Raw genomic sequence first — 10780 nt, 5'->3', positions numbered from 1 at the left:
TGTATCTTAGGTCTTGATTCTTGCCCTTTTTATTGTTTTTTCTGCGTAAATTTTTTCTGATAAATAAATGGCACGCCAATGTGAAGTGTAGCATCTTTTTCAGACCTTTCCACGGTATGTTTTCGGTAAGTGGAATAATATATTTTAACCAAAATCACAAAGTAAGAAATTAATAAGGGTCCAAAAATAAGTCCCGGAACCCCCATGTAATTTAAACCCATGATTACACCAAGTACCGTAATTACGGGATGCACATCGGCCATGCGTTTTGCAAGCATAAAACGAATAACATTGTCTGCACTACCCATAATTAAGGCGCTCCACCCCAGTACTGCAAATCCCTGCCAGGTGTTACCAGCGAAGAATAGATACGCACAAATTGGAACCCAAATAATTCCAGTACCAACAATTGGAATGATTGACGCGAAACCCGTAAGTATGCCCCAAAAAGCAGCTTCAGGAACACCTGCAATGTAGTACGCCACAAAGGCACTGATACCTTGGGTCACCGCTATAAGAGGAACACCAATGGCATTGCTAAATGTTTGCGCTTTTAATTCAGACCCAAATAATAGTATTTTACGTTTATCAAAAGGAAGGTATAAAACAATAGTGGCTTCCAGTCTTCCCACGCTTACAAGTAAAAAATATAGAAAGAAATACATCATGGTGATAGACGAAAATAACGTAAGACCCATGTTGAGGATATTTGAAACCATGCCGGTTGCGTAGCTTTGAATTTCTTCAATATTTTTCTTTGAAAGAATAATGACATTAAATTTGTGTTGAATTCCGAGGATGTAATTTTTTAATATTTCAGGGTGTGAAATAAATGGTGCTACTTTATTAAAAATTAAACTGGAGAAAGCAATAATGGGAAGCATGATGATAAAGAAAGATACAATGACAATAAGTATAGCAGCTCGGCTTTTTTTCCATTTTCTTTTATTTACTAAATTTTCCATCCACGGTTTGAAAAGCACATAAAACATGACGCTTCCTAAAAACGCAGTAAAAAATTCACGCATGGAAAATAGAAGAAGTGCAGCAAATACAATAATTATTGATAGGAAGAAGGATTTGTTTATTTTATTTGAACTAAGTCGTGGGGTCTCCATTTAAGAACTAGATTGATTTCTACGGTAATTTTTAGTAATTTTAAATAAAATAATCGAGAAAGGCAGGAGATATGGACAAGAAATCAAAACTATTTTTAGCGTTTGGAGCTGGTGCTTTGGTTGGTGCCGCAATAGTTGCTCTTTACTCTACCGATAAAGGAAAAGAACTTGTTAAAAAGTTAAAAGATCAAGCCGGTGATTTAGCCGAAGATCTAAAAAAAAACTTTAAAGAGTTTGAATCAGAATTTACTGATTTTGTAAAAAGCGAAGACTCAAAAGAAAATACTCAAGTTTGATAACACTAAACTATGATGGAGGAAAATAAGGAAAATTTTTTAGAGGAAACTTATGGATTATTCACAAATTACGTGGATGATCGTATACTGCTTTTAAAAATACAAACAGCAGAAAAGTCAGGTAAGTTAATGTCCGCTTTTGTTACAATAGCTGTTGTAGCTTTATTCACTTTTTTTATTTTGCTTTTTGTAAGCATAATGGGTGGTTATTATTTTGCTGAGCTAACAGGCAGTACATTTAAGGGTTTTAGCATTGTGGCCGGCATTTATTGTTTGTTGTTGTTAATGTTTCTTGTAGTGAATAAACAAATATTATCAAAAAGAATTATTGATTTAGTAATTAGAATCTTCTTCGAACGCTCTGCAGTAGAAACCGACTTAAGTAAAGACGATGAGTAAGCAAAATGTAAATATAACTTCGCTAGCAGAACTTGAACAGCAAGAACGCTTAGTGCGAACGCGAATTAAACTGCAGGAAATCGAATTATCTTCGCGTATTAAAAAGTTGCCTGAAGAACTTGTTGCAACTGCAGTTATTGGTTTGGTATCTTCTGCATTAAAAGGTACAGCGCTGAAATCACTTATAAATTTTGCGAAAAGAGTCGGTAAAAACGTTTTTTCTAATATTTTAAAGGATATTCTCTGATTTTCCTGCAATAATGCAAGTTTTAGAGCATCAATTAATGTTTAAAAATATGCTAATTCACACCTAATTTATTTGCAATTTCGAAAATAATGTAGTTATTTGTTAAACTAACACTAAAGATTATGACGGGAACTATTGACATTAAAGTAGAGAAAATTAAAAAAAGCCGAGTTTCGGAATACGATATTAATAATGTGCCTTTTGGAAAATGTTTTAGCGATCACATGCTTGTAGCAGAATATTCTGATGGTAAATGGCAAAACGCTTCAATAATGCCTTATCAAGATATGCCTATGAGTTATGCTATGAGTTCATTGCATTATGGTCAGGCAATCTTTGAAGGGATGAAGGCTTATAAAAACGAAAAAGGGGAAGTATCTATTTTTCGCGCACCTGATAATTTTAAACGCTTAAATAAAAGTGCCATCCGCATGGCAATGCCTGAAATTCCTGAAGATTTATTCATGAACGGTTTAATGGAATTAATTCGCCTCGACTCATCTTGGGTGCCTTCTAGCGAAACAGGAAGTTTATACATCCGTCCTTTTTTAATCGCAACCGATGAAGCCATAGGTGTAAAAATAAGTGATACTTACAAATTTGTAATCATTACTTGTCCTGCTGGTAAATATTACAGCGAGCCAATTAAAGTATTGGTAGAAACAAATTATTACCGCGCTGTAAAAGGTGGTGTGGGTTTTGTAAAAGCAGCTGGTAATTATGGCAGAAGTTTATATCCCGCAAAATTAGCCCAGCAAAAAGGGTATCAGCAAGTAATTTGGACTGATAGCGAAACACAACAGTATTTTGAAGAAAGCGGCACCATGAACGTGATGTTTGTAATTGGGGACACACTTTTAACTCCAGGATTAAGCGATACAATTCTAGATGGTGTAACCCGTAGTTCTGTTTTAATGCTTGCAAAAGAATGGGGAATGAAAGTTGAAGAACGTAAAGTAAGCATTAAAGAAGTGTTTGAAGCCATTGAGAACAAAACCTTAAAAGAAGTTTTTGGTTGTGGTACAGCGGCAACGATTGCGCAAATTATCGGTATTGGTCATAATGGAAAAGATTATGCATTGCCTCCTGTTTCTGAGCGTAAGTTTTCTACGAAAGTAGATGATACTTTAAGAAGTATTCGCAAAGGTAAATTAGAAGATAAATATAACTGGATGATGAAGGTGCCTTCATAATTTAAACTAAAAAAACCGACTTCTAAAGAGTCGGTTTTTTTGTGCCTCTTGGTTCCTTCTAATTACAAAGAGAATACAGTTCCAATTTCTGCGACATGAAATCCGTTTTTAAGAACTTCTTTGTATGCCGCACTCTCTTTATTAAGCAGAGGATTCGTGTGGTTAAAGTGTATAAAATAAATTTTATTCTTTTCTTTTTCTGGAAGCATTTTAAAAAGTTCCATGCTCTCAATGACAAATGGATGTGGTATTTGTGAAATATCTCTGTTTTGTATTTCCTGCCCATCAAAAAATGTTGCATCTACAAATGCATAGTCTACTGTTTTAATTTCTTCAACAATATCTTTGTTCCATTTACTCCATTTGTCAATATCAGGAATAAACATCACTTTTTTATTTGGACCTTCAATTCTATATCCAACCGTTTCTGAAAACTCATCTCTGTGAGGAACAAGAAAAGGAGTGACTTTTAAGGCAGATGAAAGTTGTATGCTCTCTGTATCTGTTATAGTTTGAATTTGAATGTTATTTAAACTTACCAATTGACTCCACGGGCCGTTGGTTTCAAGAAATGTTTTCATGCGAGGCATGGTATAAACCTTTACTCCGTTTGAGTTCATGGCTTCTTTTCCAAAATACATGAGTCCTGAATAATGTCCAATATGCGCATGACTCAAAAAAACACCATCTGGTATATCAGAGGATTTGAAAGTTGAATTATCTTGAAGCATACGCAACTGTGAAGTCATATCAGGTGTAGCTTCGAAAAGATAGTTTTTTTTGTTTTCAGAATCGATAACTCCAAGTGAAACTACTTTTCTGTTTTTGTCAGGATTGGAAAATAATTTTTCGCAACAGTTTTTATTGCAGCCAATGTGCGGAGATCCACCATCCTGAACTGTTCCAAGAACAATTAAAGAAAGTGAAGTAATCGTATCTTTTAAAGAATTTGTTTTTTCTATTCTATCAATACTAGAATTGCAAGAAAATAAAAGTAGCCCAGAAAATAAAAAAAGTGATCTCGTTAACATGAGATCAATATTAATAAAAACAAACTGAAAAAATAATCAAACTTTTCTTAAGCTTTTTTCCCACCAAAATAAATATTAAAGCCAAGGTACAATGATCTTAAACCTAAGTCTAAGTTTAATCCACTGCTTTTCGTTTTAATTGTTTTTACTCCGTTACTGTATGATTGATTTGTTGAATTGTTATAATATAAATTGCCAAATGACATTTCAATGCCAATTTTTTCCGTGATGAAATAAACAAGACCCGTTTGCAGTCCAACGTTAAGACCCCATTGGTCACCTTCACCAGTCCATTTATTTGTCATGCTAGGATAAATACTCGACTCAGAAATGCTCGTTGAGTTGCTTTTTCCGAAGCCATAGGTCGCAGTTAATTGACCAAACACGCCAAGTTTATTTTGATTCGTTAATTTATATAAGCGTGTAAAAACACCAAAAGAAGTAGAGTTTGAATAATCCTTACCGTTTCGAGTATAGTCAATACCTTTTTGCTCATACTTTGCAGACGATGCTCCGTAACCACCCATAAGACCAACTACAAAATTATCTTTAAGAAAATAACCAGCTCGTAAATAACTATCAAATCCAACTGAAGAGTTTTTAGATTGATTTTGATTGTTAGGGAGAGATTCATTTGATTGATCGTTTGTAGAGAACTTTATACTAGGGCCAAAAAAAACATTCCCACTTTTTATTTGTCCGTAAGATACACTCAGGCAAAATAGACTGGCAAGAATTAAAGAATTTTTCATTGGGTTTAGGTTTAAGATTTGTTTACAAGGATAACGACTTAAAAATAAAAGTGGTATTCAATTAACACAATTTCGCAATTCTGGCATGAATCATGTGATTTGCATAAATATTATATTTAAATGGATTTACTGTTCTAGGCTTTAAATTCCTAATTCTAAAAATAGCCTCTATTTCTTCAGGCTTTTTAACACTGCATGGTAAACAACCTTCGAAATTGTGAGTAATTTAGTTATGTCAAAATTTTACATTTGGTTATGACTTTAAAAACAGCAAAATCACTATATCTTCTTTTTTTTATTTTTGGCACAACCTTCCTTTACGCTCAGGATGAGGAAGCTAAACCAGAGAAAAAATGGTGTAACGAAAACGTCGATAAAAAAGCCATTTCAAATTATGAAAAAGGTATAGATAGGAAAAAATATAAGAAACCAGAAAGAATGGAGTTTCTCAAAAAAGCCTTAGCGCTTGATGAAGATTTTCCAGAAGCATTTCTTGCCGCTGGCCTTGAGTTTATTGCTACAGCAAAAATCGATAACAAACCTTTTAGTGTTGCAACTCCTTTTTTTTATAAAGCCATAGCCAATTGTCCGCAAATCCATAGCGAACCTTATTATTATATTGGATTTGACTATTATGAAAAGAGAATGAACGATTCCGCCATAAAATACCTTCAAAAATTTATGGCCTTTAAAGACGAGGACGAAAAAAAATTCGGAAAGGAATGGGAAGGGGAAATGTACAATGCAAAAATGATGGTGCGCTCTGCAAAAAAAGAAATGGGTCTCAAAAAAAATGTGCAGTTCGATCCAAAAGTAATAACAGGTGTCTCAACAGAACGAGATGAGTATCTCGCCTACATTTCTCCTGACGATAAAAGCTGTTATTTTGTAAGACGACTTCCTGTAAGAAATTTGAACCGTGTTTCTGCTAGTGATGCAGAAAAGGAAGTGTTTATGATTGCATTACGTGACAAAACAGGACAATTTAACGGTGGTGAACCTATGTTGGCACCCTTTAATACGACGGAGGATAATCAAGGAGGTTGTAGCATTTCTATCGATAACAAAACACTTTACTTTGCCATGATGCGTCAAGAAGGAATGCCCCAGCCAAATTGTGATTTGTACGTGAGTGACTTCGCAAATGGCTATTGGAGCGATATTCGAAAATTGAGTGCGAATGTAAACGATATGAAGTATTGGGATAGTCAACCAAGTATTGCTTCAGATGGTCTCACGCTTTATTTTGCAAGCGATAGACCGGGAGGTTATGGCGGTATTGATTTGTACTACACGAAAAAGGATCCAAAAACAGGGCAGTGGAGCAAACCTCAAAATCTTGGTCCAAGTATTAACACAGGTGGAGATGAAAAAACTCCATTTATTCACAGTGACAGCGAAACGCTTTATTTCAGTAGTACAGGTCATTATGGTTTTGGTGCCTATGATATTTTTTTCTCGCGTAAAAACGAAAAAGGAGAATGGGAAGAACCAGAAAATATTGGTTCACCAATTAATGGATACACTGACGACACAGGGTTTTTCGTAAGTAGCGATACAAAGACAGGTTACTTTTTTAGTTTCGACGAAGGAAAAGTAAGAGGCCGAGGAGTTGGACGTTACGATCTGTACGGTTTTGATTTATATAAGGAAGCGCGGCCGCAACAGATTTCATTTGTAAAAGGCAATGTGACTGATAGTGCAGGGAATCAAGTCAGTGGTGCTGTGATAGAAATTAAGGACAGTAAAACAAAGCAAATTTCTTATGCAACTGTTGATAGCACAAGTGGTGAATACATGATTGCAGTAAAGAGTAAGAAAAACGATCTGGTTGTTACGGTAAAAAAAGATGACGTCGCGTTTAATGTAAAAATTATTAAAGTAAAAGATGTTCCGCCCATTGAAGTTGAGCCCGTTGTAATAAACATTGAGGTGAAAGAAGCAAAAGAAGGTGGTCGTTTTGTGATCGATAATATTTTGTATACTACCAATAGTGCTGAACTAAAGGAAGAAAGTAGAATTATTCTTGAAAATTTTGCGCAGTATTTGAAAGAAAATCCAAAAATAAAAGTGGAGATTCAAGGTCACACCGATAATGTTGGTAACTCTAAAGACAATGAGGCTTTGAGTACAAATCGTGCTTTTTCAGTAAAGGCGATGATAGAAGAATTTGGTATTGATGGCAAAAGAATTCTCGCAAAGGGATTCGGACAAAATAAACCAATAGCCGACAATACTTCAGAAGAAGGTCGCGCAAAAAACAGGAGAACGGAATTTCAGATTTTGTCTAAGTAGTGTTTTCAATTTTAACCACATAAGACATATAAGAAACATAAGGTTGATGTTTAAGAAGACCTTATATGCGCTTATGTTCCTTATGTGGTTTAGTTTTTGTTGGAGTCATAGAAACTTTTCCACCGCTTTCGGCAAATACTCAAACTCTAGTTGTTGTATTTTTTTCGCCAAGCTTTCAGGTGTTTCGTTTTCGGTAACTAACGTTTTCACCTGTAAAATAATTTCACCCTTATCATACTCTTCATTCACAAAATGTACCGTAATTCCACTTTCTTTTTCTTTGTTATCAATTACAGCTGTGTGAACACGCATGCCATACATGCCAGCTCCACCATATTTTGGGAGTAGGGCAGGGTGAAGGTTAATAATTTTATTTGGAAATGCTTTAATAAAAGCCTCTGGTATTTTTAATAAAAATCCTGCTAAAATAATCAGATCAATTTTTTCAACTTGTAAAAATTCAATGAGTTTATCTGAGTAATTTTCTAAAGCAGCTTTGCTCACAATCTGCACATTTTTTTTGTGTTTTTCTGCGCGTACTACAATTCCAGCGTCATCCTTATTGGTAACAACTAATTTTATTTTTATGCGTGGGTCATTTGCAAAATGTATAAACAAATTTTCTGCGTTGGTTCCTTCTCCACTCGCAAATATGGCTGCATTAATCATGGCCGCAAAAATATAAATTTTAAACACGAAATGATAATGAGCTATAACACAATAATTATTAAAATTGGAACGGAAATCACATTTTATATACATAATTCACCATTTAAAATCTTTATTTTTACTTTCTATGATTTTAAACTTCATCACCTGGAATCCTGCACCAGAAATCTTTACAATCCCTGGAATTGATTGGCCGGTGCGCTGGTATGGCTTAATGTGGGCACTTGCTTTTATCGGAAGCTTCTATTTTATGAACAAGGTTTATAGAAAAGAAGGCCGAACAGATAAAGATCTTGATACGTTAACGCTTTACATAATTGTTGGTACTATTCTTGGAGCCAGATTCGGACATTGTTTATTTTACGGACCATGGTTCGATGAATACACCACAACAGGAATTCTTATTCAAGAAGGTTATCTTTCACATCCTTTAAACATGCTTAAAATCTATGAAGGTGGATTAGCAAGTCACGGTGGAGCAATTGGGATTCTTACTGCAATGATTTTATATTGCCGTAAGACAAAAGAAAATTGGTTATGGCTTTTTGACCGATTAGTAATTGTGGTGCCTTTAGCAAGTATGAGCATTCGTCTAGGAAATCTTATCAATAGTGAAATCATAGGCAAAGTAACCGACGTTCCTTGGGCTTTTATTTTTTTACAAGAAGATAATCAGCCTCGCCACCCAGCACAACTTTACGAAGCCATCTATTGTTTTTTCTTATTTATTTTTATGTTTTGGTTTTGGAAAAACAAACGCGATACAGTTGGTCCGGGATTTATGTTTGGAATGATGTGCGTGTTGTTATTCATTGAGCGTTTTGTAGATGAGTTTTTTAAAGAGAATCAGTCTGCCTTTGAAGATAGCATGGCGCTTAACATGGGTCAATGGCTAAGTATTCCATTTATTCTTGTCGGAATTTTTATGATTATTCGTTCATACAAACACGAACCGAATTCTTATAAACGTATTGAAATAGAAAAGGCAGAGTAGCTAACTTTAAATAGTCGCTTTTCTTTTTTTGGCGCTCGAGCGGGCCGCTACAGGCTTCGCTGCAATAACACTATCTCGTTCAAAAGTTTGTCAAACTTTTGCCGTGGCTTTTTTCAAACGCTTGTTCGCTTTATTTGTTAAAGCGTTTGAAAAAGAGCTAAATCTTTCGCGTCCCTGGCACGAAAACCTGAATATGTAAATGCACTCATTCATATTATACCTTAGCTTTAATTTTTCCAGTTTGATCTAGATAAACTTCCTAAACTTCTTTTCGAAGGGTTTTATATAAACCTATTGAAACAAAAAAGGCAGAATAATTAAATTCTGCCTTTCAGTTTTTTTATCAATAGTAAATTTAATTCATTCGAATAGTCTGTTTTCTATCCGGTCCAACCGAAACAATTGAAATGGGTGTACTCACAGCTTTTTCAATAAACTTCACATACTCCATTAAAGCAGCTGGTAATTTATCTTTACTGTCAATAGCTGTTAAATCTACATTCCAGCCTTTTACTTTAATCGTAATTGGTTTTAAATATGCGGGATCAATATTGTAAGGAAGATAATCTATTTTCTCACCATTGTGTTCATAGTGTGTACAGATTTCAATTTCATCAAAAATACTTAACACATCTGCTTTCATCATCATTAATTCAGTAACACCGTTTACCATCACCGCATATTTTAAAGCAGGAATGTCTAACCAGCCAGTACGGCGTGGTCTACCTGTAGTACTTCCAAACTCTCTGCCTTCTTGACGCATCCGTTCTCCGGTTTCGTTTTCTAATTCTGTTGGAAAAGGGCCACTGCCAACGCGCGTGCAATACGCTTTAAAAATACCAATCACGTTCCCAATTTTATTTGGTGGAATTCCTAGTCCGTTACAAGCGCCTGCACAAATGGTGTTACTGCTGGTAACAAATGGATACGATCCAAAATCAATGTCCAATAAACTTCCTTGAGCGCCTTCGCACAATACTTTTTTTCCTGCTAACATGGCATTGTTTAAGTAATGCTCGCTCTCAACAAATTGTAAGTTTTTCAAAGACTCAATAGCCTCAAACCAAGCTGGTTCAAGTTCTGCTAAATTGTACTCGTAATTGTGATACGATAAAAGTTGTTTATGTTTTTCTACAAGTGCATCGTATTTTTCTCTGAATTCGTTTGTTTCAATGTCGCCAATACGCAAACCGTTACGACCAGTTTTATCCATATACGTTGGACCAATTCCTTTTAAGGTAGAGCCAATTTTATTTTTTCCCTTAGAAGCTTCGCTGGCAGCATCAATTAAACGATGTGTTGGAAGTATTAAATGAGCACGTTTACTAATGATTAATTTTGATTTTACATCCACGCCTAGTTTTAAAAGAGCGTCAATTTCTTTTTTGAAAATAACAGGATCGATTACAACACCGTTACCAACAATGTTGATGGCTGTTGGATGAAAGATTCCACTTGGAATTGTGTGCAGCACATGTTTTATACCGTTAAACTCCAATGTGTGACCGGCATTTGGTCCTCCCTGGAACCTTGCAATAATGTCATAATTGGGAGTTAATACATCCACAATTTTACCTTTTCCTTCATCACCCCATTGCAATCCTAACAATACATCCGCTTTGCTCATAATACAAAAAATTAAGGGACAAATTTACCATAAAAGGCAAGCAATGCAGGTGTTTTTTAATAACTTTTTAAAATTAGAAGGCAGAGCTAAATTTAGCTCAAAATCATATTATTTCGTCTAAAATTCGGGTATTATTTTGCTTAACAGATGCAAGAAAAA

11 protein-coding genes are annotated in these 10780 nt (G+C 34.9%); 6 read left to right on the top strand and 5 right to left on the bottom strand.

Going from position 1 to position 10780, the window contains the following annotated elements; translation table 11 throughout:
• Positions 1–29 precede the first annotated feature (29 nt).
• A complete protein-coding gene (locus P2086_RS00150) occupies positions 30–1028 on the bottom strand; it encodes an AI-2E family transporter (protein WP_317898391.1) in 999 nt (332 codons plus the stop codon).
• Between the two features lie 161 nt (positions 1029–1189).
• On the opposite strand from P2086_RS00150, the gene P2086_RS00145 reads away from it, so the two are divergent.
• From P2086_RS00145 to P2086_RS00130, 4 genes are all read left to right on the top strand, one after another.
• Positions 1190–1414 carry a YtxH domain-containing protein gene (locus tag P2086_RS00145; protein ID WP_317898390.1) on the top strand — a complete coding sequence of 75 codons (225 nt, stop codon included), beginning with the start codon at positions 1190–1192 and terminating at the stop codon, positions 1412–1414.
• 12 nt (positions 1415–1426) lie between these two features.
• Positions 1427–1813: a phage holin family protein gene (locus P2086_RS00140; protein ID WP_317898389.1), complete on the top strand. Its 387-nt coding sequence runs from the start codon at positions 1427–1429 to the stop codon at positions 1811–1813.
• Entirely contained in the window at positions 1806–2060 is a 255-nt protein-coding gene (locus P2086_RS00135) for a hypothetical protein (RefSeq protein ID WP_317898388.1), read from the top strand. Before P2086_RS00140 ends, P2086_RS00135 begins: the two co-directional genes overlap by 8 nt.
• Before the next feature lie 122 nt (positions 2061–2182).
• Complete coding sequence (locus P2086_RS00130; protein ID WP_317898387.1) at positions 2183–3253, top strand: branched-chain amino acid aminotransferase; 1071 nt, start codon at positions 2183–2185, stop codon at positions 3251–3253.
• 62 nt (positions 3254–3315) lie between these two features.
• On the opposite strand, the gene P2086_RS00125 is transcribed toward P2086_RS00130, so the two are convergent.
• Positions 3316–4284 (bottom strand): MBL fold metallo-hydrolase, encoded by a 969-nt coding sequence (locus tag P2086_RS00125; RefSeq protein WP_317898386.1) that lies wholly within the window; start codon positions 4282–4284, stop codon positions 3316–3318.
• 47 nt (positions 4285–4331) lie between these two features.
• The gene (locus P2086_RS00120; RefSeq protein ID WP_317898385.1) at positions 4332–5036 is read right to left on the bottom strand and encodes a hypothetical protein; all 705 of its coding nucleotides are present in this window, start codon (positions 5034–5036) and stop codon (positions 4332–4334) included.
• Between the two features lie 255 nt (positions 5037–5291).
• Between P2086_RS00120 and P2086_RS00115 the strand changes: the two genes are divergently transcribed.
• Complete coding sequence (locus P2086_RS00115; RefSeq protein ID WP_317898384.1) at positions 5292–7331, top strand: OmpA family protein; 2040 nt, start codon at positions 5292–5294, stop codon at positions 7329–7331.
• Between the two features lie 105 nt (positions 7332–7436).
• Here the strand turns inward: P2086_RS00115 and purN are convergent, their stop codons facing one another.
• Entirely contained in the window at positions 7437–8093 is a 657-nt protein-coding gene (purN, locus tag P2086_RS00110) for a phosphoribosylglycinamide formyltransferase (protein ID WP_317898383.1), read from the bottom strand.
• 34 nt (positions 8094–8127) lie between these two features.
• Between purN and lgt the strand changes: the two genes are divergently transcribed.
• The gene (gene lgt / locus P2086_RS00105) at positions 8128–8994 is read left to right on the top strand and encodes a prolipoprotein diacylglyceryl transferase (RefSeq protein WP_317898382.1); all 867 of its coding nucleotides are present in this window, start codon (positions 8128–8130) and stop codon (positions 8992–8994) included.
• Between the two features lie 355 nt (positions 8995–9349).
• Here the strand turns inward: lgt and P2086_RS00100 are convergent, their stop codons facing one another.
• On the bottom strand, positions 9350–10621 hold the full coding sequence (locus tag P2086_RS00100; protein ID WP_317898381.1) for an adenylosuccinate synthase: 1272 nt from the start codon (positions 10619–10621) through the stop codon (positions 9350–9352).
• Between the last annotated feature and the right edge of the window lie 159 nt (positions 10622–10780).

The sequence above is a fragment of the Aurantibacillus circumpalustris genome (assembly GCF_029625215.1).
In the GTDB taxonomy this organism is placed as follows: domain Bacteria; phylum Bacteroidota; class Bacteroidia; order B-17B0; family Aurantibacillaceae; genus Aurantibacillus; species Aurantibacillus circumpalustris.
Note: the sequence above shows the minus strand (reverse complement) of the source record. Positions and strands in the feature narration are given on the sequence as shown.